This is a genomic window from Pseudomonas fulva, assembly GCF_023517795.1.
Taxonomy (GTDB): Bacteria; Pseudomonadota; Gammaproteobacteria; order Pseudomonadales; family Pseudomonadaceae; genus Aquipseudomonas; species Aquipseudomonas fulva_D.
Genome location: NZ_CP082928.1, coordinates 4,323,720 through 4,350,641 on the forward strand (window position 1 = coordinate 4,323,720; position 26,922 = coordinate 4,350,641).

At 63.1% G+C, this 26,922-nt stretch carries 18 protein-coding genes and 3 pseudogenes; 9 read left to right on the forward strand and 12 right to left on the reverse strand.

Translation table 11 applies throughout. The features are described from left to right. Positions 1–36 precede the first annotated feature (36 nt). The 3 genes from K8U54_RS19960 to soxR all read right to left on the reverse strand — a co-directional run bounded on the left by K8U54_RS19960 (position 37) and on the right by soxR (position 4,125). Positions 37–1,197 (reverse strand): IS30 family transposase, encoded by a 1,161-nt coding sequence (locus tag K8U54_RS19960; RefSeq protein WP_249906380.1) that lies wholly within the window; start codon positions 1,195–1,197, stop codon positions 37–39. Positions 1,198–1,362: 165 nt separating this feature from the next. Beyond that, positions 1,363–3,396: a TonB-dependent siderophore receptor gene (locus K8U54_RS19965; RefSeq protein WP_249907436.1), complete on the reverse strand. Its 2,034-nt coding sequence runs from the start codon at positions 3,394–3,396 to the stop codon at positions 1,363–1,365. Between the two features lie 327 nt (positions 3,397–3,723). After that, on the reverse strand, positions 3,724–4,125 hold the full coding sequence (gene soxR / locus K8U54_RS19970) for a redox-sensitive transcriptional activator SoxR (RefSeq protein WP_249907437.1): 402 nt from the start codon (positions 4,123–4,125) through the stop codon (positions 3,724–3,726). A 68-nt stretch (positions 4,126–4,193) separates the two neighbouring features. Here soxR and K8U54_RS19975 point away from each other — a divergent pair, with 68 nt between their 5' ends. After that, entirely contained in the window at positions 4,194–4,604 is a 411-nt protein-coding gene (locus K8U54_RS19975) for a RidA family protein (protein ID WP_249910483.1), read from the forward strand. A 230-nt stretch (positions 4,605–4,834) separates the two neighbouring features. Here the strand turns inward: K8U54_RS19975 and K8U54_RS19980 are convergent, their stop codons facing one another. The 3 genes from K8U54_RS19980 to K8U54_RS19990 all read right to left on the reverse strand — a co-directional run bounded on the left by K8U54_RS19980 (position 4,835) and on the right by K8U54_RS19990 (position 7,923). Next, positions 4,835–5,758, reverse strand: a complete 924-nt coding sequence (locus K8U54_RS19980) for a LysR family transcriptional regulator (protein ID WP_249907438.1) — start codon at positions 5,756–5,758, stop codon at positions 4,835–4,837. Positions 5,759–5,770: 12 nt separating this feature from the next. Next, positions 5,771–6,748 (reverse strand): MBL fold metallo-hydrolase, encoded by a 978-nt coding sequence (locus K8U54_RS19985; RefSeq protein ID WP_249907439.1) that lies wholly within the window; start codon positions 6,746–6,748, stop codon positions 5,771–5,773. 278 nt (positions 6,749–7,026) lie between these two features. Continuing rightward, positions 7,027–7,923, reverse strand: a complete 897-nt coding sequence (locus K8U54_RS19990) for a LysR substrate-binding domain-containing protein (protein ID WP_249907440.1) — start codon at positions 7,921–7,923, stop codon at positions 7,027–7,029. 221 nt (positions 7,924–8,144) lie between these two features. On the opposite strand from K8U54_RS19990, the gene K8U54_RS19995 reads away from it, so the two are divergent. From K8U54_RS19995 to K8U54_RS20015, 5 genes are all read left to right on the forward strand, one after another. Further along, entirely contained in the window at positions 8,145–8,894 is a 750-nt protein-coding gene (locus K8U54_RS19995) for an SDR family NAD(P)-dependent oxidoreductase (RefSeq protein WP_249907441.1), read from the forward strand. 81 nt (positions 8,895–8,975) lie between these two features. Continuing rightward, positions 8,976–10,274, forward strand: coding sequence for an MFS transporter (locus K8U54_RS20000; protein ID WP_249907442.1), 1,299 nt, complete (start codon positions 8,976–8,978; stop codon positions 10,272–10,274). A gap of 11 nt (positions 10,275–10,285) precedes the next feature. Continuing rightward, the gene (locus tag K8U54_RS20005; RefSeq protein ID WP_249907443.1) at positions 10,286–11,134 is read left to right on the forward strand and encodes a transketolase; all 849 of its coding nucleotides are present in this window, start codon (positions 10,286–10,288) and stop codon (positions 11,132–11,134) included. Then, positions 11,131–12,129, forward strand: a complete 999-nt coding sequence (locus K8U54_RS20010; RefSeq protein ID WP_249907444.1) for a transketolase family protein — start codon at positions 11,131–11,133, stop codon at positions 12,127–12,129. Before K8U54_RS20005 ends, K8U54_RS20010 begins: the two co-directional genes overlap by 4 nt. Before the next feature lie 159 nt (positions 12,130–12,288). Further along, positions 12,289–13,191, forward strand: a complete 903-nt coding sequence (locus K8U54_RS20015; RefSeq protein WP_249907445.1) for an alpha/beta hydrolase — start codon at positions 12,289–12,291, stop codon at positions 13,189–13,191. A 177-nt stretch (positions 13,192–13,368) separates the two neighbouring features. Here K8U54_RS20015 and K8U54_RS25405 read toward each other — a convergent pair whose 3' ends face one another. From K8U54_RS25405 to K8U54_RS20025, 3 genes and pseudogenes are all read right to left on the reverse strand, one after another. Further along, a complete protein-coding gene (locus K8U54_RS25405) occupies positions 13,369–13,809 on the reverse strand; it encodes a methyl-accepting chemotaxis protein (RefSeq protein ID WP_434060035.1) in 441 nt (146 codons plus the stop codon). A 150-nt stretch (positions 13,810–13,959) separates the two neighbouring features. Then, positions 13,960–14,688 (reverse strand): annotated as a pseudogene (locus tag K8U54_RS25410) (PAS domain-containing protein); the annotation flags it as partial. Between the two features lie 311 nt (positions 14,689–14,999). After that, positions 15,000–16,787 carry a sensor domain-containing phosphodiesterase gene (locus tag K8U54_RS20025; protein WP_249907447.1) on the reverse strand — a complete coding sequence of 596 codons (1,788 nt, stop codon included), beginning with the start codon at positions 16,785–16,787 and terminating at the stop codon, positions 15,000–15,002. A gap of 259 nt (positions 16,788–17,046) precedes the next feature. Between K8U54_RS20025 and K8U54_RS20030 the strand changes: the two genes are divergently transcribed. The 3 genes and pseudogenes from K8U54_RS20030 to K8U54_RS25420 form a co-directional block, all read left to right on the forward strand. Next, the gene (locus tag K8U54_RS20030) at positions 17,047–18,966 is read left to right on the forward strand and encodes an ATP-binding protein (RefSeq protein ID WP_249907448.1); all 1,920 of its coding nucleotides are present in this window, start codon (positions 17,047–17,049) and stop codon (positions 18,964–18,966) included. A 598-nt stretch (positions 18,967–19,564) separates the two neighbouring features. Next, positions 19,565–20,179: pseudogene (locus tag K8U54_RS25415) on the forward strand (PAS domain-containing protein); the annotation flags it as partial. A gap of 153 nt (positions 20,180–20,332) precedes the next feature. Further along, a pseudogene (locus K8U54_RS25420) lies at positions 20,333–20,509 on the forward strand (methyl-accepting chemotaxis protein); the annotation flags it as partial. A gap of 512 nt (positions 20,510–21,021) precedes the next feature. Here the strand turns inward: K8U54_RS25420 and K8U54_RS20045 are convergent. The 3 genes from K8U54_RS20045 to K8U54_RS20055 are packed head-to-tail and all read right to left on the reverse strand — an operon-like array spanning position 21,022 to position 26,665. Further along, positions 21,022–22,404 (reverse strand): TolC family protein, encoded by a 1,383-nt coding sequence (locus tag K8U54_RS20045; RefSeq protein WP_249907449.1) that lies wholly within the window; start codon positions 22,402–22,404, stop codon positions 21,022–21,024. Further along, positions 22,401–25,496 carry an efflux RND transporter permease subunit gene (locus K8U54_RS20050; protein WP_249907450.1) on the reverse strand — a complete coding sequence of 1,032 codons (3,096 nt, stop codon included), beginning with the start codon at positions 25,494–25,496 and terminating at the stop codon, positions 22,401–22,403. Before K8U54_RS20050 ends, K8U54_RS20045 begins: the two co-directional genes overlap by 4 nt. Next, complete coding sequence (locus tag K8U54_RS20055) at positions 25,496–26,665, reverse strand: efflux RND transporter periplasmic adaptor subunit (RefSeq protein WP_249907451.1); 1,170 nt, start codon at positions 26,663–26,665, stop codon at positions 25,496–25,498. Before K8U54_RS20055 ends, K8U54_RS20050 begins: the two co-directional genes overlap by 1 nt. Positions 26,666–26,922: the final 257 nt, after the last annotated feature.

The window sequence follows — 26,922 nt, forward strand, 5'->3', positions numbered from 1 at the left end:
GAGCTCTGCGTTCAATGTCCACTTTTGGCGGCGGATTCAACCGGTCGACGCAACGTACTGATTAAAGCACTCGGCAGGAGTCGCAAAGTCGAGTGTTTTACGTGGTCGCTCATTTAATAGTCTTGCTACCTCATCGAGCTTGTCTTGAGAGTACTCAGATAGATTCATGCCTTTGGGAAAGTACTGCCTCAACAGCCCATTCGTATTTTCGTTTGAGCCACGTTGCCATGGGGACTTGGGGTCGCAGAAGTAGACTTGGATGTTCGTTGCCAAGGTAAATCGCTTGTGCGCAGCCATCTCTTTGCCCCGATCCCAGGTCAGAGATCGATAAAGCTCTTGAGGTAGCTTTTGAGCATTTTCTATAAGCGCATCGATTACCGTAGCCGTATCTTTGCCGGCTACTTTCACCAACATCAGATAGCGGCTGTGACGCTCGACAAGCGTGGCGATCTGGCTGTTCTTACTGCCACACAGTAGGTCACCTTCCCAATGACCAGGTACAGCACGGTCAGCTACTTCAGCGGGCCTCTTACTGATAGAGACCGTATCAAGAATTTGCCCGTGGTTATCTGTTTTTTGGGTGTGATGGCGTGAGCGACGCATGGCTCGAGTGCGCCGTAAATGCTCAAGCAGCTCTTTTTTCAAGGCGCCACGTGCCTGTATGAAAAGGCTGCGATAGATCGTCTCGTGGGACACGTGATAGCTCGGCTCATTTGGGTAAGTACGCTGTAGCCAACCAGCTATTTGTTCTGGTGACCACTGCATCTGCAACCGCTGAGCCACAAGTTGCGCTAACTGCGGAGCTTGGACAAGTTTGCAGACCTTAGGGCGGCAGGCTCGATCCCATGCAGCTTGATCTGCATAGCTGGCTCGATAGTGATGCAACCCGCCGTTGCGGCTTATCTCCCGACTAACTGTCGAGGGCGCTCTGCCAAGTTGTAGAGCAATCAGGCGAATCGAATGCCCTGCAACGAGAGATCTCGATATTTCCTCACGCTCTGCCATCGTAAGCGCGAGCCTTGAGCGTTTACGTATCGGCGGTCGTATCCCTCCTGTCTGCGCCAAAATGCGCTGTATCGAGGAGTGGTTGCGATCAAAGAGCTGGGCGATCTGCTGGAGAGAGTCTCCTCTTCTCCAGTGCGCCCACATCAGCGCTTTCTGGCTTTCGGTGTAATAGATTCGAGGTCTTTGCTTCATCTGCAACACTCCTACCTGCTTACACAGGAATTATGGTGTTGCGTTGACCAATTGAATCCGCCGCCGATAGCAGCCAGTCACTGGTCGCTCAAGCAAGGCAACGCCTAAGGTGTTCTTGCGTCCCACGGATCCACACTAAGCTACCCCCTTGATCCCTCGCAACCGCTACAACGCCGTACGCATCACCAACGCGAAACTTCGCGGTTCGCCATAGGTGTTGTAAGTGTTGAGGTTGCCGACCCGTGCGTAGTAATGGCGGTCGAACAGGTTATTGCCCATCAGGGCCAGCGAGGTCTTGCTACTGAATTCATAACCGACCTGGGCACTGGCCAGGGCATAACCGCCCTGGCTGCGTAGCGGGGTATCGCTGCTGCCATCGGTGCCGCTGCTGATATGCAGGCCGCCCCCCACGAACAGGCCCTTGAGGCCGCCGTCCAGCAGGCGGTATTTGGCGTAGGTCTTCAGGGAGTGGCGTGGCTCGTAGAGCGAGAACTTCTCGCCGGGCAGGAAGCGGTCCTCGAGGTACTGGCTGGTCAGGTAGCTGTAGCCGATGGAGAGGTTGAGGCTGTCGCTGGGCTTGCCGCTGATTTCCATTTCCCAGCCTTCCACCTGCACCTCGCCAGCCGAAACGAAGAAGCCTGGGTTGTTCAGGTCGCTCATGGCCCGGTTCGTGTCGTTGGTGCGGAACAGCGCAACGGAGGCGTCCACCGCGCCGTCGAGAAACGAGGCCTTCAGACCGGTTTCCCATTGCGCGCCGATTCTTGGTTCCAGGCTGGTGCCGCCGACCGTCTGCTGTGCCTGGGGGATGAAGAGGTCCGAGTAGCTGAGGTAGCCGTTGAGGTTATCGGTGAAGGCGTAGATCACCGCGCCGTAGGGGGTGAACTCGCCGGTTTCCTTGCGCGAGGCGTTCCAGGCGCTGGGGGTGGAGGGCGCGACGCTACGGCTGCGGTATTCGAAGTCGCTGCTGCGCCCGCCGAGCACCACCGTCAGTGGGTCGGTCAGGGACAGGCGCAACTGCCCGTAGATACCCCGCTGGGTGGTCTCGTTCTCGGAACCGTTGGTAAATACGAAGTCGGGTTCCGGAACGACGTCCGGATCGTTTATCGGCACCCGGAAAAAGGCCGCCGCATTGACGCTGCGCGACTGGTTCGCCTGGCGATCCTGGTTGTAGCCCAGGGTGGCATGGTGGTTTCGGCCCAGCGCGGAGAAGGGGCCGGTGAGGTATAGGTCGAAGGCGTTGCGCTCGGTGTCGCCATCGTTCTTGCGGCGGTTGTAGCGGGCGATCATGCCGCTGTCCGGATCGACGCCTGCGCCTGCCCCTGGTGCGGGAAAGGCATCCTTCCAGAATTTGTCCTGGGTGCGCTGGATCAGCTTGCTCTTGAGCTGCCAGCCGTTGGCGAAGGCGTGCTCGAGGTCCAGGGCCATTTCCGTGGTTTCATAGGCGAAGCGTGCCCACTCGGGGTACACGTGGGTCGAGCGCGGCACGTCGAGAAAGCGGCCGTCCGTGTAGGCCGGCAGGCCCATGCTCGGCGAGTCCATATGGTCTTCCTGGTGGCTGCCGGTCAGCGATACCACGGTGTCTGGGGTGAGCTGGTAGTCGAGCGTGGCATAGCCGAGCCACTTGTCCTTGTGGCTCACATCCCAGAAGTAATCCTGTTCCTGCCAGGCAGCAACCACGCGGCTGCGCAGGCGGCCGTCTGCATCCAGCGGTGCGCCGGCGTCGACCATGACCCGATGGTTGTTCCAGGAGCCGACCGAGGTGGTCAGCGATACCCCGGGCTCGTACAGCCCGCGTTTGCGCACCATGTTGACCAGCCCACCACCGCTGCCGGAGCCCATGAACAACGCGGCCGGCCCGCGCAGTACTTCCACGCGCTCGTAGATGGCCATGTCGTATTCCTGTATTCCCGAGCTGCCGCCGTACACCGGTACGCCGTCGTAGGCCATGTCCAGGCTGTAGCCGCGGGAATAGTACTGCTGGGTGATGGAGTCCCAGGGCGCCACGGATACCCCGGTCACTTCGTTGAGCACATCGCCGATGGTGGTGAGGTTCTGGTCGTCCATGCGCGTGCGGGTAATGGCGCTGACCGACTGCGGAATGTCGATCGGTGCCAGGGCGCTCTTGGTGCCTACCGTCAGCGCTTCGGCCTTGTAGCTGGCGCGCTCTTCGACGGAGCCGGAAACCTGGGTAGGCGGCAAGATGCGGGTTGCGGTTTCAGCCCAGGCCTCCGTTGTCAGGGATGCCAGAGCGGTAAAGGCCAGGAGGCGATAGGGAGGCTGGTTCATCGGTAGTGGCGCCAAAAGGAGGGGCGCAGAGATTAATCGTAACGTTATTATGTAACATATGATTAATGTAACAAGTTGTGTCTATGGTCGGCCGTCACGCCGGGCTTGCTCGGCCTGGGTGAGGCGAGGGCTATCGGCCTGTTGCCGGGCTATCGACGGTGATGAGCGGCGTCAGGCGCCTGCTCCATTGCAGGCCGCTGCCGTTGTATGGAGGGCGTTGGGGTTGCGCGGCTGTATCGGCTAGGCCCGTAGCGGGCAGTCCTTCAACGACAGGCAACCACAATCGATGCAGGAGTCCAGCTTGTTTCTCAGCACCAGCAGCGACTCGATGCGATCATCCAGATCGGACTGCCAGTGCTGGGAAAGCGCGCGCCAATCCGCTGCGGTCGGCGTACGGCTTGCGGGCAGCGCAGCGAAGCGCTCGCCAACTTCAGTCAGCGACATGCCGATCTGCTGGGCGATCTTGATGATGGCGATCCGGCGCAATACGTCCTTCTGGTAGCGGCGCTGATTGCCGGCGCTGCGGTGCGCGCTGATCAGCCCCTTCGCTTCATAGAAATGCAGCGCCGACACCTTGATGTGGCACTGTTCGGCGACCTCTGCCGGGGTGAGCAGGGCTTTGCTGGCTTTCGGTTGGGACATGCTTGACCTCAACTTAACTTGAGGTCGGATACTAGCCGCCTCAACCCAAGGAGCGATACATGAACGCGATGACGGCTCAACCTGCCTTCCAGCTTTTCAATCCCGACGCGCTTTACGATCCAACGGCGAATGGGTATTCCCATCTCGCCCAGGTGCACGGCGGCGCCCAGCTGTTATTCGTGGCCGGCCAGGGCGGCGAGGATCGCAGCGGTCGCTTGTCGGCATCGTTTTCCGAGCAGGCAAGGCAGGCGCTTGCCAATGTGCAGTCGGCCCTGGCCCACCGAGGCGCCAGCCTGCACGACGTTTTCAAGCTGACCTTGCTGATCGTCGATCACTGCGAAGAGAAGCTGCAGGCCTGGGTGGAGGCGGCCGACCGCGCCTGGGGCGGGCAGATGAAGCCGGCGTGCACCCTTATCCCGGTACCCTGCCTTGCGCTGCAAGGGATGCAGATCGAGATAGAGGCCATTGCGGCCCTGTAAGGTCAGCCCTGGACCTGTGGCTTTATAGCCGAGCGGGTCAGGTCCCACACGGCGAGTGCTGGCTCAGCGAGCTCCAGCCTGTTGCGGTACGCGAATGGGCAGGCACTAGGACCCGGCGCCGTATACACCGTGATCGGCGCAAAGAGGGGCGCGCGCTCATCGGCGCACGGCATCGCGACAGGCGAGTTCGGCCGGATCGGCCACGAACCGCGGGGCTGCCCGAAAGCCGATCAACCCTGTTTTCGGTCCCTCACGCCGGCGGCCCGGAGGATCTGCTCGCGCAGCCAGATGCTGGCGGCGTCCTCATGGTTGCGAGGGTGCCAATAGGCACTGAGGGCCAGCGAGGGCAACTCGATCGGCGGCTCGAACAGATCCAGGGTAGTGGTGAACTGCTGCAGCAGACGGCGGGGCAGGGTGCAAAGCAGGTCGGTGCCGGCCACCAGCGGTGGCGCCATGGCGTAGCTCTGAGTCGACATCACCACCTGGCGGCTGTTGCCGAGCTCGGCCAGTACGCGATCCACGATGCCGGCAAAAGGGTCGCCGGCCGATGACACCAGCAGGTGCGGCGCAGAGCAGAATGCCGCCAAATCCAGCTCACGCTGCCCGCGGGGATGGCCTTTGCGCTGTGCGGTGACGAACTGGTCGGTGAACAGCTGGCGGCCCACCCAGCCCTCGTTGACCGACTCACCGATACCAATGAACACGTCGATCTCGCCGTGCTCCATCTGCCGGAACAGCGTGTCGGGGTCGGGCAGGGCGAAGCGCAGGCGCGCCAGCGGCGCCTGCTCGCGTATCCGGTTGAACAGGTTGGCGCCGAGCATCAGGGCCGGGTTTTCGTGCAGGGCCACCACGAAGGTGCGCTGGCTGGTGGCGGGGTCGAATACCGCCGGCTCCAGCAGGGCCGACATGCCGCTCAGCACCTGCTGCAGGGTTGGCCGCAGCGCCAGCGCGCGGGGCGTCGGCAGCACGCCGCGACCGGTGGGCGCGGCGATGAACAGGCGCTCGCCGAACACCCGGCGTAGCCGTGCCAGCCGAGCGGACATCGCCGGCTGGCTGATGCCCAGGCGCGCTGCGGCGTGCGTGATGTTCTGCTCGTCCAGCAAGGCGTCCAGGGTCAGCAGCAAATCCATGTCGATGCCGGATGGCAATTTCATGCCGGTAATCTCCTAGCGCTCCTCGCGGTCGGTGTAGGTAACGGGCACCCAATCATAGCCGCCAGAGGCGCTGGTGCGCAGGTGGCCCATTCCGGGGTACGGCAGGTGGGGCGCGGCGATCAGGGCTCGCTGCCGGGCGAACGAAGCGAACTGCGCTTTACGCACGGCCGCCGCCTTGGCCTGGTTCTGGTCGAAGGTGATGGTCACCCCGGGCATGGGGAACTGCACCGCTGCCACGTGAATGAGGTCACCGACGAAGGTCAGGCTCTCGCCAGCGCTGGTCAGCGTGAAGAACGCCGAGCCCGGCGTATGCCCGGGGTGGAGCGTGGCGGTGATGCCCGGCAGGACCTGCTGGGTTGCCGAGAAGGTCCGCACCTTGCCTGCATCCAGGTAGGGCTTCAGGGTCAGCCGGGCAATGTCGAAGTACTTCTGTTCGTAGCCTGTTTTCTTCTGGTTGCGTTCATCGAAGAAGAAGTCGACGTCGGGTTTGCCGACATGCACCGTGGCGTTGGGGAAGACGCGCTTGCCATCCTTCACCAGCCCGCCGGAATGATCCGAGTGAGCGTGGGTGAGCAGCACGTCGGTCACCTCTTCCGGCCGCACGCCCTGGCTGGCCAGGCTTTCCAGCAGGCGTCCGCCTGTGCCCGGGCCGAACAGCTGGCCGGCGCCGGTATCGACCAGCACCTGGTGGCCGGGCAGGCTCACCAGAAAGATATTGATCGAGGTTTCCAGCGGGTTGCGTAGGAAGTTCTTCATCAACAGTTTGTCGATGTCCTCGGGCGTTGCCCCTCTGAGCAACGCGTGCAGGTCGATGGGAACCGTTCCATCGCTGAGCGCGGTCACCCGCACATCGCCGATGCGCACGCTGTAGCCCGCAGCCTGCTGCTGCACGGCGTGGCTGGGTACGGGCATTTGCTCGGCATGTGCCAAGGGGAACGGCAGCAGGGCAGCTGTCAGTAAAGCGGCGGCGAAGCGTCTGTTGATCTGCATGGTGATGCCTCCTGTACATGGAGGCACCAGCGTAGGCGTGGGCCAGGTATCCAACCAGGCAGCTGAAACCTATAAGACCTATCCGTGATATGGATGGCTCAGTGGGCAGTGGGCTGCTTGAGAACAAGTCCGTAGGCCGCCCCTCACCCGCTCGTGCGCTATGAACGAAAACGGCCTGCGGCACAGCGGCCTGCTGACTGGGTTCTGCAGCAGGGCCGTGCAGGGGGCATTCAGCTGCCGCGGTATACCTGACCGCCGCCTTTCATCCGGTGAGCCGGTCAGTCGTAGTTAAGCTCGTGGCCGAGCTGCTCCTGCATCCAGGCAAGAAAACGTCGCAGACGTGGCAGGTTGGAACTCGTGCGCGGAAATACCAGGTGGTGGGCGCTGACGGCGCTGCTGCGCGTGTCGTCGAACACCGGAACCAGGCGGCCCTGGCGGATGTACTCCTGGGACAGCAGGGAGCTTTCCAGCGCAAAGCCAAAGCCGTGGCTGGCCGCTTCCAGGCTCATGTAGGAGCGGTCGAAACTCAGCGCGAAGGGCGCCTCGGGTAGCGACACGCCCTGCTGCGCGAACCACTGGGGCCATTGCACCAGGGCGGCTTCGGAGAGGATGAGTTTCTGGTCGAGCAGGTCCTGGGGTTCGTTGATCGGACAGCGTTCCAGCAGGGCAGGGGATGCCAGGACGGCCAGGCGCTCGTGGCGGATGGTGCGCACTTCAAGGCTGGGCCAGTTGGGGTAGCCATGGCGGATGTCGAGATCGATCTGGTTGCGGCCGAAGTGCAGCGATTCGTACGAGCACGACAGGTTGATCTGGATATCCGGGTGGCTCTCGCGAAAGCGTTCCAGGCGCGGCAGCAACCACAGCAGGCCGAAGCTTGGCGCCGAGTGCAGGCGCAGGCTGTCGGCACTGATTTCGTTGCCCGCCCGTTCGGTGGCCAGGGCCAGGCTCTGCAACACGCCGGTCACGTCGCGCAGGTATTGCTCGCCCGCCGGGGTGAGGGTCACGCCGCGGGCGTTGCGCAGGAACAACGGGCGGCCGATCAGGGCTTCGAGGTTGGCGATCTGGTGGCTGACGGCCGAGGGTGTGAGGTTCAGGTGTTCGGCTGCCCGGGCGACGTTGCCAAAGCGCGCCACCTGTTCGAAGGACTGAATGGCTTTCAGCGGTGGTAGGGACATCGGCTGGTTACCGGGTTATTGAGCGGGGCATTGGTGGCAAGAAGCCTGGGATCCACTGCAATCCTACTGCGCCGCTTTGCCTGTGCGTTACTGGCGTGCTGAATTTTTTTCAGCATTGGTTGAAGCCAGCTGCGTTGCTCCACCTGCGCATCGAGCCGACTCTCTGCCCATCGGTTCGTCATGAGCCGCCACCCATAAAAACAAAAGTCGGAGCACAGACCATGCTACTTCAAGGCAAAATCGCAATCGTCACCGGTGCCGCCTCGCCGCGCGGCATTGGCCGCGCCACCGCCCAGGCGTTCGCCGAGCAGGGTGCCCGCGTCATCATCCTCGATCTGGATCTCGCTGCCGCCCGCGAAGCCGCTGCACAGCTTGGCGAGGGCCACCTCGGCCTGGCCGCCAACGTTGCCGACGAAGCCCAGGTGCGCGATGCGGTGGCCCAGACGCTCGGCCTGTACGGGCGTATCGACGTGCTGGTCAACAATGCCGGTATCACCCAGCCGGTGAAGACGCTCGAGATCACCGGCAAGGACTACGAGCGCATTCTCGACGTCAATCTGCGTGGCACCCTGCTGATGTCCCAGGCCGTGCTGCCGACGATGCGCAGCCAGCGGGCCGGCAGCATCATCTGCATGTCGTCGGTGTCGGCCCAGCGTGGCGGCGGTATCTTCGGCGGGCCACATTACAGCGCCGCCAAGGCCGCCGTGCTGGGCCTGGCCAAGGCCATGGCGCGGGAGTTCGGCGCCGACAACGTACGGGTCAACTCGCTTACCCCGGGGCTGATCCAGACCGACATCACCGGTGGGCTGATGCACGACGAACGCCGCCACGCGATCATCGACGGCATTCCCCTGGGGCGCCTGGGCGAAGCGCGGGACGTGGCCAATGCCGCACTGTTCCTGGCCAGCGACCTGTCCAGCTATCTCACCGGCATCACCCTGGATGTGAACGGTGGGATGCTGATCCACTGACGCCATAGGCCGTTCGTTCTGTATCTGCAGCCTGGCGCTCGCCCGCCAGGCAGATGAATAAAAACAAGAGATCAGATCACCATGACCACCATCGCCCTCGATGCGGCCTCGACCGCTCGCAGCAATGCCTACCGCAAGACCGCCTGGCGGCTGATGCCGTTTCTGATGCTGTGCTACCTGTGCGCCTACCTGGATCGCGTCAACGTCGGCTTCGCCAAGTTGCAGATGATGGATGACCTGGCGCTGAGCGAGGCCGTCTACGGCCTGGGTGCCGGCATGTTCTTCATCGGTTACTTCCTGTTCGAAGTGCCCAGCAACGTGATTCTCCACCGTGTGGGTGCGCGCCGCTGGATCGCGCGGATCATGATCACCTGGGGCATCATTTCTGGGCTGTTCGCCTTCGTGGAGACGGCCACGCAGTTCTACGTGCTGCGTTTTCTGCTCGGCGTCGCCGAAGCCGGCCTGGCGCCCGGGCTGCTGTTGTATCTCACCTACTGGTTTCCGTCCTACCGACGCGCCAAGATGACCGCCCTGTGGTTCGTGGCCATTCCGCTGTCGGGCATGATCGGCGGGCCGCTGTCCGGCTGGATCATGGAGCGTTTCGCCGGCGTGCACGGCTGGGCCGGCTGGCAGTGGATGTTCGTGCTGGAAGCCATTCCCACCGTGCTGGTCGGGATCCTGGTGCTCAGTTACCTGAAAGACAGCGTGGACCAGGCCACCTGGCTCAACGCTGAAGAGAAGGCGCTGATCCGCCAGGAACTGGCCGAGGACAATCAGCACAAGGTTCAGCACGCCTCGGCTGGTGCGTTTATCCGCGACCGCCGTCTGTGGTTGCTGGCCGGCATCTATTTCTGCGTGGTGATGGGCCAGTACGCGATCACCTTCTGGCTGCCGACGCTGGTGCGCAATGCCGGTGTCGCCGAGCCGCTGCACATCGGCCTGCTCACCAGCCTGCCTTACCTGTGCGCCATCTTCGCCATGCTGCTGGTGGCGCGCAGTGGCGACAAACACCAGGAGCGCCGCTGGCACCTGGCGATGCCCATGCTCGCCGGTGCCCTGGGGCTGAGCCTGGCAGCCGCGCTGGGCAGCAACGTGACCCTGTCGATCCTCAGTCTGTGCCTGGCGGCCTCCGGGATTCTCGCCGCCTCCTCGCTGTTCTGGATGCTGCCCACCACCCTGCTGGGCGGGGTGTCCGCGGCCGCCGGCATTGCCGCCATCAACAGCTTCGCCAACCTGGCCGGCTTCTGCTCGCCGTACCTGATCGGCTGGGTCACCACCACCCTCGGCAGCAGCGCCGTGGGCATGTACCTGATCACCGGCGTGCTGGCATTCGGCGCGTTCCTGGTGTTCCGCGTCCCCGCCCGTCAAGTCAATCGCTAAGGAGTCACCCCATGAATTCCGCATCCACTGCCACGGGCGTACCGTCGCTGGCCAAGCGCGCCCACAACATCCGTCGTCATGCCCTACGCATGGGGCAGGTCCAGGGGCAGGGCTATATCGGCCAGGCGCTGGGCGCTGCCGACATGCTGGCCGTCGCCTACTTCCATGCCCTGGCTTATCAGCCTGCCAACCCGGAGTGGGAAGGGCGTGACCGCTTCTACCTGTCCATCGGTCACTACGCCATCGCCCTGTATGCGGCGCTGATCGAGGCCGGCATCGTCCCCGAAGACGAGCTGGAAACCTACGGCAGCGACGACAGCCGCCTGCCCATGTCGGGCATGGCCGCTTACACGCCGGGCATGGAGATCACCGGTGGCTCGCTGGGCCATGGGCTGGGTATCGCGGTGGGCGCCTGCCTGGGCCTCAAGCGCAAGGGCTCGGACCGCTTCGTCTACAACCTGCTGTCCGACGGCGAACTCAACGAGGGCTCGACCTGGGAGGCGGCGATGTCCGCTTCGCACTGGCAGCTCGACAACCTGATCGCGCTGATCGACGTGAACAACCAGCAGGCCGACGGCCACTCCAGCGAGGTGCTGGCCTTCGAGCCCATCGTCGACCGCTGGCAGGCGTTCGGCTGGTTTACCCAGCGCGTCGACGGCAACGACATCGCCGCGCTGGTGGCGGCGTTCGATGCCGCCCGCCAGCACCCCGGCCCGCAACCGCGCGTGATCATCTGCGACACGCGCATGGGCAAGGGTGTGCCCTTCCTCGAAAACCGCGAGAAGACTCACTTCATCCGCGTGGATGAAAGCGAATGGGACCTCGCCCTGAATATGCTCGACGCCGGGAGCCAGCCATGAATACCGCCACCACCGCCAAGAAGCGCCTGACCACCTCGGCGATGATCGCCTCCATCGCCGCCGAAGGGCAGGCCACGCGTGCGGCGCCCTTCGGTCACGCCCTTGCCGCGCTGGCCGAGCAGCGCAAGGACATCGTCGGCTTGTCGGCCGACCTGTCCAAGTACACCGACCTGCACATTTTCGCCAAGGCCCACCCGGACCGCTTCTACCAGATGGGCATGGCCGAGCAGTTGCTGATGAGCGCAGCGGCAGGCATGGCGCGTGAAGGACTGACGCCGTTCGCCACCACCTACGCCGTGTTCGCGTCACGGCGCGCCTACGACTTCATCTGCATGGCCATCGCCGAAGAGAACCTCAACGTGAAGATCGTCTGCGGCCTGCCGGGGCTGACCACCGGCTACGGGCCCAGCCACCAGGCCACCGACGACCTGGCGATCTTCCGGGCGATGCCCAACCTGATGATCATCGACCCTTGCGATGCCCACGAGATCGAGCAGGCCGTGCCGGCCATCGCCGCGCATCAGGGGCCGGTATACATGCGCCTGCTGCGTGGCAACGTGCCGCTGGTGCTGGACCAGTACGACTATCGCTTCGAGATCGGCAAGGCCAAGACGCTGCGCACCGGCCGCGAGGTGCTGATCATCGCCACCGGGCTGATGACCATGCGGGCGCTGGAAGCGGCGGAAAAACTGCAGGCCGATGGCGTCGACGTCGCCGTGCTGCATGTGCCGACCATCAAGCCCCTGGACGAGGCGACCCTGCTGGCAGAAGCCCGCAAGCCAGGGCGCCTGGTGGTCACGGCCGAGAACCACTCGATCATCGGTGGGCTGGGCGAGGCGGTCGCCGGGGTGCTGCTGCGCAACGGCGTGACGCCGACCTTCCGGCAGATCGCCCTGCCGGATGCCTTCCTGGACGCCGGCGCATTGCCGACCCTGCACGACCGTTACGGTATTTCGACCGATGCAGTGGTTCGTCAAATCAAGGGTTGGTTGTAAGACGCAGCGGCTTCTCGGGCCACGAGCACGAACTCGGCGAGCCGGTGTACAGGGTTCGTCGGGTTTTTGGCATGGACGGCGCGCGATGGCGGTCCTATCCATCAGCCCGGAACCGATCCTGGAGGTACCCCTGTGAAGCACTATCCATTGAGCGAGGCCATGAGCGCGTTCGTGAGCAAGAGCGCCGAGTTCGTTGCCAGCGACGCGAGCTTGCCGTCACGGCGTCATGCCTTCCTGCGGGCGTGTCGGCATTTCACCCCGCAAGCACCCGCCGGCTGGCTCATCGAGAACCGGCGTGTCGATGACCTGCTGCTGCGTATCTACAAGCCATCCTCGCCGACGCCCGAGGGTGGCTGGCCGACCTTGCTCTATCTGCATGGCGGCGGTTGGGCGTTCGGGTGCCTGGACAGCCATGACTGGTTCGCTTTCGCGATGGCTCGCCGGGTGCCGGTCGCGATCGTGGCGGTGGATTACCGCCTGGCCCCGGAGCATCCCTTTCCCGCCGCCCTCGACGACACCCTGACGGCTTGGCATGCGTTACGGGCCGGGCGTGTCGGTTCGGGGCTGAGCCGCGAAAAGCTGGTGGTCGGTGGCGACAGTGCCGGAGGCAATTTGGCGGCCGGGCTGTGCATCGCCCTGCGCGACGCGAACGGGCCTCAGCCGCTGCTTCAAGCGCTCGTGTATCCCGTTCTCAGCGCTAGCGGGGATCAGCCCTCGATGCGCGAACATGCCGATGCGCCCATGCTCACCGCAGCCGAGGTCACCGACTCGATTGCGGCCTATCTACCGGCTGCGGGCATGCGCGCAGCGGCCAGGGCCATGCCCCTGGCTGCTGCGGACCTCACCGGCCTGGCTCCTGCTTTCATCGCCGTGGCTGAATACGACCCGCTTCGCGATCAAGGCTATGCCTATGCCGAGGCCCTGCAGAAAGCCGGCGTCGAAGCCACGCTGCACGTCGGCGAGGGTCTGGTTCACGGCGGCCTTCTCGCTGGCGAGGTGGAGGAGGCCTCGCAAGTCTACGACGCGCTGGCTGAAGCAATCGGGCGAAACCTCGCAGATTGATAGCGGCAACGTCGCTGCCTTGACCCGGGGGCAACCCTGCCGGTTCACCTCCTCGAGCCTAGGTCGGCTTTCGGCTGCCGATTGATGCCGTTCACGACCGTCATTGATCGGCCAGCAGTGCCAATGGTTAACCCTGCACCCAGGTGAGTGCCAGGGACGGCTGCCTCTGTTCCTGGCCTAGTCCTGGACGGTCTGCCGGAGCTGGCCGACTGCGTTCACCACTCGCCGTGCCTCGGCGCGGATTTCCAGCATCACCTCTCCGGCCTGGCCGGCCAGGTCAACCCCTTTCCTCACCTTGTCCTGGCTGCCCAGCATGCTCGCCACGGCGCTCTGGGTCAGGTTCTGGTTCAGTTGAACGACTTCGTTGATTTCCACGGTTGCCTGGCTGGTTCGAGAGGCCAGGTTGCGCACTTCATCCGCCACTACGGCAAAGCCGCGGCCAAGTTCGCCCGCTCTTGCAGCCTCGATCGCGGCATTGAGGGCAAGCAAATTGGTCTGATCGGCGATGCCTCTGATGACCTGGACGATGCTGTTGATGCGCTCCGATTGGGTACTGAGCGCGCGGATCTGCTCGGAGACCTTGTCGAGCTCCTCGGAAATCCCGCGAACCACCTGCATCGTCTCGTCCACCGTGGCAGCGCCCTTTACCGAGCTCTCGTCCGTTTGCCGGGCTATTTCATAGGCCAGCTGCGCCGCCTCCGATTCGGCGTTGCGGCGTTCCACCTGTGCGGTGATGTCGCTGGCAAATTTAACAACCCCATACAGTTTGCCGGCAACATCATAGAGCGGGTTATACGTGGCCCTGAGCCATACAACACGGCCGTGTTTGGTAACCCGCTTGAAAACTTCGTGGATATAGTCGCCTTGATTCAAGCGCTGCCAGAAACGCCGGTAGCCATCGCTGTTGACCTCCGCGGGCTCGCAAAACAGGCGATGGTGCTTGCCACGGATTTCGTCCAATCGATAGCCCATGGTGGCCAGGAAGTTTTCGTTCGCTTCGAGCACCTCACCGTTCAGATTGAATTCGATCACGGCCATTGACCGGTCGATGGCGCTGAGCATGCTGGTCTGTTTGTTGTCGGCCCGTATCTGCCGGGTGATATCGGCTGCGATCTTGATAACGCTCACCACCTGACCTGCGCCGTCGTGGACGGGCATATAGGTCGCCTCGAGCCAGATCTCGCGGCCTTCCTTGGTGAGCCGCATGAAGCGGTTGCTGAAACTTTCCCCCTTCGAGAGACGACCCCAGAACTGGCGATACTCCGGGCTGTTGACCAGGCTTGCGGGACAGAACAGCCGATGGTGCTGGCCTACCACCTCTTCGAGGCGATAACCCACCACGTTGAGGAAGGCCTGGTTCGCATCCACGATTTCACCAGCGGGGGTGAACACAATCATCGCCATGCTGCTGCGTATCGCCGCCATTTTCTGATCGATGTTCTCGAAGCGATTTTTGTAGGCCTGCAATTCATCGCGAAGATGTGAAGAGCCGAACATGATGACCTCTGTGCAATGGCTGAGGGGCGGAGAATTGTTCTTTTCGGATTATCGTCCGAAGGTCGTCAAAGGTGAGGCGCTGGCGATGAAATTCATGTGGCGAATGCACCCCGAGCAGGCGTTGGTTCGATGGCAGAGCGGCTGCACTCGGTCTTGGCTTCGCTGTCGATCATGTTGAGCTGGAGCTTCCATCCTTGTTGATAGGGGAGATGGGGCACGCCTGCGACCCGGATGCCCACAACTTGATCAACATCACGCCTGCATTGATCGGACGCGACGTGGATTCTCAATCTCGTCGGGAAGGTAATACCTCAGCCAGGCTGCCCGGACAGCCAGCCTCCCGCGTCGAACCAGGCGAGCAGGGCGACCGGGGATAACGGCTTGGCGAAGTAATAACCCTGGCCCTGCTGACAGCCCCAGCCTCGCAGCAGGTGGTAGTGCAGCTCCGTTTCGACCCCTTCCGCCACCACGGTCAGGCGCAGGTCACGCACCAGGCTGATCAGGCCGCGGATGATGTGCCACTCGCTGTTACCCGGCTGGAGATCGGCCAGCAGCGAGCGATCGAGTTTGACGCTGGTGGCCGGAATCTGGCGCAGGTAGGCCCAGTTGCTGTAGCCACTGCCAAAGTCATCGATGCCGATGGCCACGCCCAGGTCGCGAAAGCGTTGCAGTTGAATCCGCACGGCCTGGAAGTCGGTGACCAGGACGCTTTCGGTGAATTCGAGCTCGATGAATCGGGGGGTCACCTTGAACGCTTGCAGGGCCTCGACCAGCTGATCGAACAGGTGCCCGTCGGTCAGATCCAGTGCCGAGACGTTCAGGGAGACGGTCATTTCCAGACCCTGAGCGCGCCAGGCCGACAATTGCTCGCAGACGCGCCGCACCACCCAGCTGGTGATATGACGAATCGAGGCCGTGGTTTCGGCCAGCGGAATGAATTCAGCGGGGCTGATCTCCCCGAGGGTGGGATGCGCCCACCGCAGCAGTGCTTCGACGGCAACGCACCGGTTGCCCGCCAGGTCGACGCGAGGTTGGTAGACCAGCCTGAACTGGTCGGTGGCGGCCAGTGCCGCCTCGATGTCATTGAGCAGCGCGGTGCTGCGCCGCAGGCGCGAATCGATGGCCGGATCGTAATCGAGCCAGCGCCGCTCGCTTCGGCGTGCCGCATCGGTGATGCTGGACATCAGGCGCAGGATATCCGTCGGCGCGCCGGCTTCGCGCTCGAGCTGCAGCACGCTGATCCCTGGGTCGGAGAAAACCGGAATATCCGCGCAGTACAGCGGCCGTTCGAAGGCGTGCACCATGCTGTCGACCAGGCCGGACAGCGACTGTGCCCGCCCGCTGAGCAGCGCGACGAAGCCCAGGGTACCGGAACGGTACAAACGCGCCCCGGCGGGTAGCAACTCCAGCAGCAGCTCTTTGACCGCCAGCATGAAGTGGGTGAAAAACTCGCTGCCGAGCGACTTCGCCAGGCTGTCCATCCCCGTGGCGGAGAGCGGCTCGACGAGGATGGCGACCCGGTCCTGCTCGAGCCCCTGCAGAATGTCCGCCTCGAAGCGCTGCCGGTTGGGCAAGCCGGTCATCGGGTCGATGAAGTGCGAGCGATGGATGGATTCCAGTCGCGCCACCACCACCTGGGCCGCGTTGCGCAGCAGGGTCCGGCCTTGCTCGTCCATTGGCGCGTGGGCTTCATGGTCGATCACGCAGAGCCTGCCCAGGTTGCGCCCTGATTGGATGGTCAGCGGGGCACCCGCGTAATAGCGGATGAACGGCGCGCCTGTCACCAGGGGGTTGCCCGAGAAACGCGGGTCGCTGACCGGGTCGCATATTTCCAGCACCGCCCCTTCGTCGAGACCGTGCACGCAGAAGGACATTTCCCGCGACGTCCGTTCGGGCTCCATGCCCACACGGGCTTTGAAAACCTGATAGTCGCGTTCGATGATGCTGACCAGCGAGATAGGCACCTTGAAATAGCTGGAGACCATCGCCACGATACTGTTGAGCACGGGGTCCGAGCCGCTTTCCAGGTCAGCGGTCAGGCGGTCTACATCGACCAGCCGTGCCCGTTCTTCTTCGGGCGATGAATTGCACGTGGTCATGTCGGCTACTATGGGTGATGGAGCGGCTGGAAACACCAGGCTAAGGTGTCAGGGAGTGCCTTGAGCTTACCATCTCCCCCTATCTCCACAATTGTGCTTGGTCATCGGGCTGTTAGTCAGAGACTATGGGCACTGGCGGCGAACCGCTTAAAGCTGCAGGGGCGACTGCCGATAACCAGCTGCGGTGCCAACCCTTTGCCGTATCCACTGCCGGCGATTCGCATCCGCGCTCTCCGACCTGGCCCCAACGGAGCCACATTTGATCAGTATTCTTTCCCGCAGCCTTGAGCTGGTGCGCCGACTGGCGCGCATCCAGCCAAGCACGCCGGTTCGCTACGCGGGCACCGTCATGGTGATCGCGCTGTGTGCCGCGGTGCGCGTGCAGCTTCCCTTCACGGCACTGCCCTACCTGTTCTTCATACCGGGGCTGATGCTGGTGGGTTTCTGCTTCGGTGTCGGCCCGTCCATCCTGGGCTGCGTTCTGGCGGTGCTCACCGCACACTATTTCTTCATCGGCGAGATCGGCTTCAACGATGGCCTGACCGCCTGGATCAGCAGCGCCAGTTTCGCCCTGGTCACCTTCGGCATGGCCGTTGTCTGCGCCCTGTTCCGCACGACCCTCAACGCGCTTTCCGATGTCAACGATCGCCTGGAACAGGAGGTCGAGCGTCGTACCCTGGAGCGCGATGGCATCTGGAACGTATCCCCTGACCTGATCTGTACGCTGTCCGAGGGCGGCGACGTGGTGGCGATGAACCCGGCCTGGCAGACCGAGACCGGGCATACCGACCAGCAACTCAAGGACGGTGCATTTTTCAGCTTCATCTCCCCCTCGCAACTGGCCGATGCGCTGCGCACCCTGGGCAAGGGGGCCATCGCGGAGCTCGATACCCAGGGTTTTCGCGCCGATGGCAAAGCGTTGCACCTGAACTGGCGGATTGCCCGTCGACAGGGCCTGTACTTCGCGGTGGCCCGGGACATCACCTTGAACAAGGAGCGCCAGGACGCGCTCGAGAATGTCAGCTCGCAATTGCAGCAGAGCCAGAAGATGGAAGCCGTGGGCCAGCTGACGGGAGGCCTGGCCCACGACTTCAATAACCTGCTGACCGTGATCACCGGCAGCCTGGACATGCTGGAGCAGCGTATCGTCCAGGGCAACCAGGAGGATCTGCCGCGTTACGTCGGGCTTGCCCGCACTGCTTCTGGCCGTGCGGCCTCGCTGACCCACCGCCTGCTGGCCTACGCACGGCGTCAGCCGCTGGCCAGTTCAGTGGTCGACCTGGGGGGGCTGGCCCAGGACATGAGAGAACTGATCAGCAGGACCCTCACCCCGCGGATAGAACTGCAGATACTCGCACCGGAAAATGCCTTGCTGTGCTTCTGTGATGCCCACCAGCTGGAAAACGCGATACTGAACCTGTGCATCAATGCACGTGACGCCATGCCCCATGGCGGCCGCCTGCAGATCGAGATCAGCCAGACCCGCCTCGATGCCGGCCAGGCCACTGCGACCCTGAACGCCGGGCAATACGCGCTTTTCCGGGTGACGGATACCGGCATGGGGATGCCACCAAGCGTGCTCGAGCGGGCGTTCGAGCCCTTCTTCACCACCAAACCCCTGGGCTCCGGCACGGGCCTTGGTCTTTCCATGGTGTATGGCTTTGCCCAGCAGTCATCGGGTGAGGCCCGCATCGAATCGGTGATGGGCGAGGGCACTACTGTGAGCCTGCTCCTGCCGCTGCATCACAGTCAGGCCGTCATTCCCGATGCCGGCCTGTCCACCGGCGTGGAGCAGGATTTCCAGGCAGATAACGCCACCATACTCGTGGTCGACGACGAGTCGGCCATTCGCGACCTGATTGCCGAAGCGCTGGAAGAGGTCGGCTATCGGGTCACCAGGGCCGGCACCGCCGCACAGGCACTCCGGGAACTGGAAGGCGGATCCGAGGCAGCGCTGCTGATCACCGACATCGGCCTGCCCGGTGGGATGAGCGGTGATGAGCTGGCCGTGATCGCGCTCGACAGACGCCCGGCGCTCAAGGTCCTGTTCATTTCCGGCTTCGTGGAAAATGCCGTCCCGGCGATCGCGCTGAAAAGCGGCCAGACCGAACTGTTGCTCAAGCCCTTCGCCGTGAAGGAGCTGAAGGCCACGGTTCAGCGCCTGCTCTCCGGGCGCTGAGCCGGTTCGCCACCTCAAGGACGAGCTGCACCGTCGGTCAGCGATGCCGTAGTTACTGCCCGCACGGATCGATATCATAATGATGGCAAAAAAGGCGCAACCTTTCCGCTGCAGCGCCAGTCCTACCCGACGCTGACAGCTCATCCATCCCCGGCACAGCGTTGCCAGCCAGCTGAAAAGCACACCCGTTCGCCATGGATTCGGCATTTCTCGCATCCCCTTTGAGTACCGAACCATGCTCCATCTCTTTCGTCCGCGCAGTGAGCTCCAGGCTCTCAAGCAACTGAGCGCTTCGCTCCCGATCTCCGCCCAGGGCGCGGCCAGCCGTGGCGCCGCCAACTGGGCAGAGGTGCAGCGTGAATGGACCTCACGCGAACAGAAGGCCGTGCAGAGCGACGTGCGCATCGCCGAACTCGAGCGTGAGCTGGAAGCCGCACGGCTCATGCTGGCCGAAGCCGACGCCAACGCACGGGCTTCGGAAACGCGTTTCGACCTGGTCAACCGCGCCTCCAGTGAAGGCCTCTGGGACATGGAAGTGATCGCCGGTGACCCGGTCAACCCGCGCAACCGCTTCTGGTGGTCGCCGCAGTTCCGGGCCATGCTGGGTTTTCGTGACGAGCGGGACTTTCCCAACGTGCTGGCCAGCTGGGCCGACCGCCTGCACCCCGAAGACAAGGCAGCCACGCTGGATGCCTTCGCCCGCCACCTGAACGACAAGTCCGGCATGACTCCCTACCGGGTCAGGAACCGCCTGGCCATGAAGGACGGCACCTACCGCTGGTTCTTCGCCCAGGGCGAAACCCTGCGCGACGGCCGTGGCGTGCCGCTGCGGGTCGCCGGCGCGCTGCGCGATATCCACGATGAACTGCAGCGCGAGCAGGAGCACGATGTGATCATCACCCGCTTCGAGCTGGCCCGGGAGATGCTCTCGGACGGCCTCTGGGACATGGAGGTGATCGCCGGTGACCCGGTCAACCCGAAGAACCCCTTCTGGTGGTCGCCGCAGTTCCGTCGCCTGCTGGGCTTCGAGACGGTCGAGGAATTCCCCGATGTGCTGGACAGCTGGGCATCGCGCCTGCATCCGGAAGACAAGGCCTACAGCCTCGAGGCGTTCCAGGCCCACCTGAACGACCGTAGCGGCAAGACGCCCTTCGATATCGAATACCGGCTGAAGATGAAGAGCGGCGAGTACCGCTGGTTCCGCGCACGCGGGCAAACCAAGCGCGACGCCTCGGGCGCGCCGCTGCGTGTGGTCGGTGCCCTGGTGGACGTCGATCTCGAACATCAGCAGAGCGCCATGCGTGAGACGGAAGCGGCGCACCAGCGCACCCTGGAAGCCAACATCGTCAAGCTCACCCAGATCGTTGGCACCATCCAGAGCATCGCCAGCCAGACCAACCTGCTGGCACTGAACGCGGCGATCGAGGCGGCCCGAGCCGGGGAGGCGGGCAGAGGTTTCGCGGTGGTGGCCGATGAGGTGCGCAAGCTGGCGACCAGGACCACGGAAGCCACTCAGCAGGCGGCAGAAATGATGCAGGCATAGCGCAGAGGCATCAGTGATTTTGCTTCGAACTGAAGCCCTTTGCGCGGCATTGTTAACGTTTCTCTCTCGGACGCGCCCGCGCCGGTTCTTTCGTGGGGCGGGCCGGTTCCGGCGGACTTGTAGCATCCCACATCATCTTGGGGCACACGAGTGCGAATATTGGTGGGCTACATGAAGCATCGAGCAACGCCGTATGGCGCAAACATAGGCCAGGCCCTGAGGGGCCACCTGGGTTGTGCTGAAAAGCTCACCAGGTGTCGTAAAGGGAGGGCGCAGACGGCCAGTCCACTCCCGTGGCCCTACGCCTTGCGGATAGCCTCTTGGCCTGGCGAGAGGCAGCGCGGCTCGCTCACCGTCACTGCCGGGCCCTTCTTCGTGGACGTATAGTCTTCGGGCATGCCACGCCAGGCCGCTTGGTTTCAATGCCATGATCAGTACAGTCGACTCTGCGATGGGGCCGTCGCAATGCGCTGCGCTCAAGGGCGAGCCCGGAGCGCTGGTTAGCTACGCGCTCAATCGAGTTCGTTGGTTGGCCCTTGTGGCGTCTGCGCGGCGATTGCGGCTGGTACACGGCCAAGGGCGCGGTTCAGTTCCACCCAGCTCAGGACGATATCCACCTCGACCTGCGCCTGGATGCCCTGAATCTCGAACAGGCTACGCTCTGCATCCAGTACTTCCAGAGAAGAGGCGGTGCCAGCGTCGAACTGATGCTTGGCCAGTTCTACCGATTGTTCGGCCGCGCGTAATGCCTCGCCCAAGCGATCTCCCCGTTCGCTGGCATGACTATAGGTCTTTGCAGCGGTGCGGGTTTCACTTAGTGCTCGCAGCAGGGTGTTCCGATGTCCCAGGCGCGCCTGGGCCAGACGCGCATCGCTGGCCTCGATCCTGGAGCCGGTGCGACCGGCGTCGAGCAGTGGCTGAAGCAATCCGCCTGTGACACTCCACACGGGTGAGACCAACCCCTGTTCGAAGCCGGCCAGAGCCCCTAGAGAAAGCTGCGGGTAGCGCGCCGCCCGGCTGGCGGTGAGCTCGGCTTCGGCGGCGTCCAGACGCCGTTCGGCCGCGCGTACGTCCGGCCGATTACGCAGCACCTCGGATGGCAGGTCTGCCAGCGCGGCCAAGTGGGGCGCTTGGGGTGGGCTGAACACATGGGGCTGCCCTTCGAGCAGGGCGCTCAAGGTGGCCGGCTCCGAGCCGAGCAAATAGGCCAGGCGATAGCGTGCGGCATCTGCCCTTTGCCGGGCGGCAGGCTCCTGGGCGCGTGTTACTGCGAGCAGTGATTCGGTACGGCGCAGATCCAGGAGGGTAAGGGTTCCCAGTTCGAGCCGAACCCGGTTCACTTCGGCGGTTTGTGACTGACCCGCGCTCGCCTGAATGGCGATGCTCTCCAGTCGTCGTGCCAGGCGATATTCCAGGTATGTGGCCGCGACCTCTGCCGCCAGACTGATCTGCAGTGCCCGATGATCTTCCTGGCTGGCTCCAAGCAGAGCGCTGGCCTGGTCACGCAAGGCGCCCAGGCGGCCGAAGAGGTCCAACTCCCAGGCAAGGGCTACGCCATAAAAGTATTGATTACCCTCCTGCTCGCCAGCCGACGCGTCCGTATAGGTACCGGACAGCATGAGATTCGGCAGGCGCTCGGCACTGCTCGCACGCCGCAACGCACGCGCCTCGCGGATGCGCTCGGCGGCCAGTGCCAGGTCAAGGTTGTCCCTCAGGGCGGTCTCGACCAATTGCTGCAATACCGGGTCTGCAAATTCCTCCCAGCTGTGTAGGGGTTGGAGGGCAATGTGCGGATCTGCCGCGACGGTTTCCGGGGCCGCGCCGTGATCGACGAGGCGGCTGCAGCCTGCCAGCAAAAGAGCGCAGGGCAGCAACAAGGTGTACAGGCGCTTCATACTGATGCCTCCCGGGGTGCTCCGCTGCGCTTTTTGCAGCGCTCGGCCAGTTTTTCGAGGGTGAGGTAGATCACTGGGGTGGTTAACAGAGTAAGCACCTGGCTCAGCAGCAAGCCGCCGACGATGGTGACGCCCAGGGGTTGCCGCAATTCGGCGCCAGTGCCGAAAGCGAGCATCAGGGGCACGGCACCGAGCATCGCGGCCAGGGTGGTCATGATGATCGGTCGGAACCGCGCGAGGCAGGCCTGGCGTACGGCTTCCTCGGGAGTCAGTCCCTGCTCGCGCTGCGCGGCGAGCGCGAAGTCGACGATCAGGATGCCGTTCTTCTTGACGATTCCTATGAGCAGGATGAGCCCGATCAGCGCCATGATGGTGAAATCCAGCTGCCACAGCCACAGCAGCAAGATCGCTCCGATTCCCGCGGCGGGGAGGGTGGAGAGGATAGTAAGGGGGTGCACCAGATTTTCGTACAGCACGCCCAATATGATGTAGACCGCCACCAGCGCGGCGAGAATCAACCACGGCTGGCTGGCTAACGAGTCCTGGAAGGCCTGTGCTGAACCTTGGAAGCTGCCATTCACCGAGGAGGGTACGCCAAGTTCCAAGGAGAGGGCCTCCACAGCGGCCACCGCCTGGCCAAGGGAAACGCCAGGCGCCAGATTGAACGAGACGTTGGCGGCGGGCAGCATGCCGTTGTGATTGATCACCAAGGGCCCACTACGAGGCGGCCCGGCTTGGGCGAAGGCGCCAAGGGGCACCAACTGGCCGTTCAGCGGCGAGCGTAGATGGAAAAGGTCCAGGCTGTCGGCGTTACCACGTTGTGCAGTATCCAGTTCGAGGATCACCTGGTATTGGTTAGTCGGCGTCTGGAACTCGACGATCTGCCTCTGGCCAAATGCGTCATACAGCGCGTTGTCCAGGTCAAGGGCACTGAAGCCGTAGCGGGCGCCTTCATCGCGGTCCAGGGTGATGGGGGTGACGTTGGCATCCAGTTGCAGATCATGGGATACGTCGCGAAACAGATCGTTGCCGCGCAGACCATCGGTCAGGCGAGTGGCCCAGATCCCCAGATCCTCACTGTTTTGGGCGCGCATCACGTACTGATACTGGGCGCGCGGCTGCCCTGTACTCAGGTTGATGTCCTGTGCCGCGCGCAGGAACACCTGAATGCCGGTCACCTCCTGCAGCTCGTCACGGAGCCGGTCGATGATCTGGCTAACGGTTTCGCTGCGTTCGCCTGGGTCGTTGAGTACCAGCCAAAGGCGACCATTGCCCATGGAATCGGAGGTGTTTCCGCCGACTGAGTGGTTTGGAAAGATTATGTTCGGGTCACGAGCGAGGATCGCCTCGATCTGGCGATGTTTCTCGACCATTTCCTCGTAAGAAATATCCGAGGATGCGCGAGTTACTCCCTGAATGAAGGCGGTGTCCTGAAGAGGGAAAAAGCCCTTCGGGACCATCATGAAACTGCCCACACTGATGACTACCGTGGCCATGAACAGGAGCAGGGTGGTACCGCGGTGCCGCAACACCCAGTCGAGTACATGGGCATAGCCTGCAATAAGCCGAGGAAAGAAACCGCGACCATCGTCGCTATGGTGCTTGGGCGCACTCATGAATAGAGATGCCAAGGTCGGGGCGAGGGCCAGGCATACGGCCACCGAGATCAGAACCGCCGCGGTGGCGGTGAGTGCGAATTCGCGGAAAAGGCGACCGATGATGCCGTCCATGAACAGCAGCGGGATAAACGCTGCCACCAGCGATACGCTGATCGCCACCACGGTGAAGCCAATTTCGCTCACGCCCTTGAGCGCTGCAGCCCGCCGGCTTTCACCCGCCTCGAGATGACGGTGGATGTTCTCCACCACCACGATGGCATCATCCACCATGAAGCCGACTGCCACCACGATTGCCACGAGCGTGAGATTGTTCAAGCTGAACCCAGCCAGGTAAATCACCGCGAAGGTGAAGGTCAGTGATACCCCCAGAACGGTGGTGACAATAAGCGTCGCGGCCCACTGGCGCAGGAAAATCGCCATGACGCCAATCACCAGCACGACGGCGATGAGTAGGGTCAGCTCGACCTCCTGCAGAGACGCGCGAATGGTGCGCGTACGGTCGTTGATCACCTCGACCTTGACGTCCGCCGGCAGTACCTCCTGCAATGCTGGGAGCGCAGCGTGGATACGGTCGGCGGTGGCGACGATGTTGGCGCCGGGTTGGCGGCGTATCACCAGCGACACTCCCAGGGTGCCGTTGGGCCAGTTGAGGGTGTAGTCGTTCTCCGAACCGGCAATCACTGTCGCCACATCCCTAACCCGAACCGGCGCGCCGTTGCGGTAAGTCACCACCACATCGCCATACTCCTCCGGCTCGAACAGCTGATCGTTGACATCCAGCGTCGAGATCCGGTCGCCGCCATACAGCGCGCCTTTGGGCAGGTTGACACTGGAGCGCTGGATCGCCTCGCGAATCTCGGCCAGGGTGACATTCGCTGCGGTCAAGGTCTCCGGCTGGGCCTGGATCCGGATCGCCGGTCGACGCAGGCCGACGATGAAGCTGTCGCCGACGCCATCGATTTGGTTGAGCTGCCGGGCGATGACGGTCTCGGTCAGATCGCTGACCTCTTCAAGGGAGCGGTCCGGGGAGGAAACTCCGATGATGATAATGGGGTTGTCCGCCGGGTTGACCTTGCGCCATGTCGGCAGGCTGGGCATGTCGGCAGGTAGCCTGGAAGCCACTGCGTTGATGGCTGCCTGAACCTCCTGGGCGGCGGCGTCGATGTCTTTATCCAAGGTGAACTGCAGGTTGAGGGTGACGCGTCCAAGTGCGCTTGTCGACGTCATCTCGGTGATGCCGGGCACAGTGCTGAGTTGCGCTTCGAGCGGCGTGGCGACCGAAGAGGCCATGGTTTGAGGGTCGGCGCCCGGCAGGTTGGCGGTGATCATCAGCGCGGGAAAGTCTGCCTCAGGAAGTGGCGCCATGGACAAACGTGGGTAGGCGATCACCCCCAGTAGCACCAGCGCGAAAATAAGCAGCAGCGTGCCGCGGGGATGATCCATGCACCAGGTATAGAGATTGCCGTTCTTCATTAGCGGGCACTCCTTGAGGCCTGAGTGTCTACGCTGTCGGCGGCGGGCTGTTCGCGAACAACGACGCCGCGCTGCAGGCGCGAATAGCCGTCCACCACCACGTGCTCTCCAGGGCTTATACCTTCGGCTACCACGGTGTCCGCGTCGGCGTGGAGTATCTTTATGTCGCGCGGTTGCGCTTTACCGTCCTCCACAAGCCAGAGATAACTGCCATCCAGACCTTGGCGTACCGCTTTGCGGGGAATGGTCAGGGCGTCACTCAGCATCTCGGTCTGGATATCAATGACCACTGATTGGTCAGGCCAAAGCTGGCCGTCCGGATTAGCGAATGCGGCACGTACTCTGATGGTGCCGGTCTCGCTGGAAACCCGGTTGTCGATCATGGCCAGCCGCCCTTCGCCCAGGCGGGCGCCGTCATGGCGTTCGTAGGCTTCGACCGGTGTGGCCGATTGCGCTTCTGCCAGCAGTGCTCTGAGCTGCGGTAACCATTGCTGTGGCAGGGCGGCCTCCACGCTGATAGGGTCGAGCTGCACGACCGAGAACAGGGCCTGGCCATCACTGGCTCTTACGTAGCTCCCTGCGTGAAGGTCGTGGATGCCGACGCGACCGTCGATGGGTGACTTTATAAGGGTGAAGCCCAGTTGCACCTCATTGGCGGCCACCGTAGCTTGGTGACTCTTCAGCGAGGCCTCCAGCTCTGCCACCAGGGCTTGCTGCTGGTCGAGCGTCTGGCTCGAAACCGCCTGGCGCTGGATTAGCGAACGATAACGTCGCAGCTCGGTGCGTGCTGCGGCCAACTGTGCGCCCACCACATTCAACTGCGCCCGGGCCTGCTCCAGTTGCGCCTTGATGGCCCGATCGTCGATTCGAGCAAGAAGGTCTCCGTTCTTGACGCGATCTCCTTCGGCGGCGAGTACTTCGACCAATTCGCCATCCACTTGGGGCCGTATTTCGATGCTGCGTAGAGAACGAACTTGCCCGACGCTGCGTACCAGTACCGGTACGTCCCGTTGTTCGACCTGAGCGGTCTGCACAGGAACGGCCGTGGATGCTGACGTGGATTCATCGGTGTTGCTCGCCGGCCAAAACCAGTAACCACCGGCGACCAACAAAACCATGACCACCGTGCAGCTCGAGTACAGGGTCAGAGGACTTAGTTTCATTGACATCGTAGCGAACTCCTTAATTAAAGCTGTAGACGGTGGGGCGACGCAAAATTAGGACGCGCAGGCGATGCTCCCAGGTAATAGCCCGAACCAGATTTGGCTCTTCGGATGAAACTACAGAGAGATTACGGCGGAACTTAGGCGCTTACAGTCTGCTCCGATACCGCCCGGCTCGACGTGCACCAATCGTGGCCATGTATTCATTGGTTTATCTGGCCGTTGTCTATCTTTCTAGGATCTTTCTTCAAATGGAAAAGCTA

Bases quoted from the DNA above. Each gene is read 5' to 3' on its own strand.
- K8U54_RS20015 (WP_249907445.1), top strand. From the start codon at position 12,289: ATGAGCGCGTTCGTGAGCAAGAGCGCCGAGTTCGTTGCCAGCGACGCG.
- K8U54_RS20000 (WP_249907442.1), top strand. From the start codon at position 8,976: ATGACCACCATCGCCCTCGATGCGGCCTCGACCGCTCGCAGCAATGCC.
- K8U54_RS19985 (WP_249907439.1), bottom strand. From the start codon at position 6,748: ATGCAGATCAACAGACGCTTCGCCGCCGCTTTACTGACAGCTGCCCTG.
- K8U54_RS20055 (WP_249907451.1), bottom strand. From the start codon at position 26,665: ATGTCAATGAAACTAAGTCCTCTGACCCTGTACTCGAGCTGCACGGTG.
- K8U54_RS19975 (WP_249910483.1), top strand. From the start codon at position 4,194: ATGACGGCTCAACCTGCCTTCCAGCTTTTCAATCCCGACGCGCTTTAC.
- K8U54_RS20010 (WP_249907444.1), top strand. From the start codon at position 11,131: ATGAATACCGCCACCACCGCCAAGAAGCGCCTGACCACCTCGGCGATG.
- K8U54_RS25405 (WP_434060035.1), bottom strand. From the start codon at position 13,809: ATGCAGGTGGTTCGCGGGATTTCCGAGGAGCTCGACAAGGTCTCCGAG.
- soxR (WP_249907437.1), bottom strand. From the start codon at position 4,125: ATGTCCCAACCGAAAGCCAGCAAAGCCCTGCTCACCCCGGCAGAGGTC.
- K8U54_RS20025 (WP_249907447.1), bottom strand. From the start codon at position 16,787: ATGACCACGTGCAATTCATCGCCCGAAGAAGAACGGGCACGGCTGGTC.
- K8U54_RS20050 (WP_249907450.1), bottom strand. From the start codon at position 25,496: ATGAAGAACGGCAATCTCTATACCTGGTGCATGGATCATCCCCGCGGC.
- K8U54_RS19995 (WP_249907441.1), top strand. From the start codon at position 8,145: ATGCTACTTCAAGGCAAAATCGCAATCGTCACCGGTGCCGCCTCGCCG.
- K8U54_RS20005 (WP_249907443.1), top strand. From the start codon at position 10,286: ATGAATTCCGCATCCACTGCCACGGGCGTACCGTCGCTGGCCAAGCGC.
- K8U54_RS19980 (WP_249907438.1), bottom strand. From the start codon at position 5,758: ATGAAATTGCCATCCGGCATCGACATGGATTTGCTGCTGACCCTGGAC.
- K8U54_RS19990 (WP_249907440.1), bottom strand. From the start codon at position 7,923: ATGTCCCTACCACCGCTGAAAGCCATTCAGTCCTTCGAACAGGTGGCG.
- K8U54_RS20045 (WP_249907449.1), bottom strand. From the start codon at position 22,404: ATGAAGCGCCTGTACACCTTGTTGCTGCCCTGCGCTCTTTTGCTGGCA.
- K8U54_RS19960 (WP_249906380.1), bottom strand. From the start codon at position 1,197: ATGAAGCAAAGACCTCGAATCTATTACACCGAAAGCCAGAAAGCGCTG.